Here is a 1,347-nt window from a genome sequence, read left to right as displayed (position 1 = left end):
TGTCAACGCCGGTTGAAACCTGACCCACTTTGCTCGATGTCGCCGATTGAATCTTGACCCACCCGCGTCGTTTCGGGGCTTGTCCAGGTAGTCCATAGGAGGGACCCGCGCGGAGCGCAGCGACCGCCACGAGTCCGGCGGAGCGCAGCGCGGGAGGTCCCTGTGGGCCCACCTGGGCAAGCTTTTCACTCTGCCGGTGCCGCTGCGGGCTGCGCCGGCGTCGGCGCTTTCAGCAATCCGGCGCGGCGCTTGTCCTTGAGGCGATAGCTCTCGCCCTGGATGCTGACGACGGTCGAGTGGTGCAGCAGCCGGTCGAGCATCGCCGCGGTCAGCACCGGGTCGCCGGCGAAGGCCTGGTCCCACGACCCGAAGGTCAGGTTCGACGTCAGGATCATCGCGCCCTTCTCATAGCGCTTGGCGACGACCTGGAAGAACAAGTTGGCCTGCTCGCGCCCGAGCGGCAGGTAGCCGATCTCGTCGATGATCAAGAGCTTGTAGAGGCTGACCGCGCGGTGCATCGCCTCTTTCCAGCGGCCCTGGCGCTGCGCCGTCTCGAGTGTCATCACCAGATCGGCCGCCGAGGTGAAGCGTACCTTGTGGCCGTGCTGGGTTGCCAGGTAGCCGAGGGCAATCGCCAGATGCGTCTTGCCGACGCCGCTGGGGCCGAGAAAGACGATATTCTCGGCTCGTTCGATAAAGGCCAGGCCGGCGAGCTCGTGGATTTGCGGCCGCGGCACGCCTGTCGCGAAGCCAAAGTCGAAGCCGTCGAGCGTCTTGACTGCCGGGAAGCCGGCAACACGTGCGAACATCTCGCGGGCCCGCGCCCGGCGTGCGTCACGCTCGGCCCGCAAGGTGTCCTCCAGAAAGTCGGCGAAGGAAGCCTGCTTCGCGGCGGCACTCTGGGCGATGCCGGAATACTGATCGGGAAGCGCGCTCAACCGCAGCTCCTGGCACAAATCCGCGATCCGCTGATGCTGCAAATCGCTCATCGGCCACCGCCGGCAAAGGCGTCGTAAATCGACAATGGGTGCTGCAGGCCGATGATCGGCACCGGCTTCGGGCTTTGCATCGAGCGCACGCTGCGGCCGCCGTAAGGTGTCGGCACCGGCTGCAACTGCGTTTGCTCGATCGCCAGCCGCTCGGCCGGAATGTCGCCCGTGGTGCCGTGCACCCGAGCGTTCGCCACCTCGCGCAGCCAGCGCCTGGCCGCCAGGTTTGCGGTCTCCCGATCGACGATCAGCCCTTCCTGGGCGAGGCGGCTGGCAAGCGGCACATAGAAGCTGTGCCGCAGGTAACGGATGAACCGCTCGACCTTGCCCTTGGTCTGCGCCCGATATGGCGCACACA

The 1,347-nt window shown here is 66.4% G+C and carries 2 protein-coding genes; both read right to left on the bottom strand.

Annotation, left to right across the window (positions count from 1 at the left end):
• Nucleotides 1–185: 185 nt before the first annotated feature.
• Nucleotides 186–989, bottom strand: a complete 804-nt coding sequence (locus IVW53_16040; protein ID MBF6607072.1) for an ATP-binding protein — start codon at nt 987–989, stop codon at nt 186–188.
• Nucleotides 986–1,347, bottom strand: a 362-nt coding sequence (locus IVW53_16035; protein ID MBF6607071.1) for an IS21 family transposase, incomplete at its 5' end; no start/stop codon positions are given. The genes IVW53_16035 and IVW53_16040, both read right to left, overlap by 4 nt.

Source organism: Chloroflexota bacterium, assembly GCA_015478725.1.
Lineage (GTDB): Bacteria > Chloroflexota > Limnocylindria > Limnocylindrales > CSP1-4 > C-114.
This window is presented reverse-complemented; position numbering and strand designations above follow the sequence as displayed.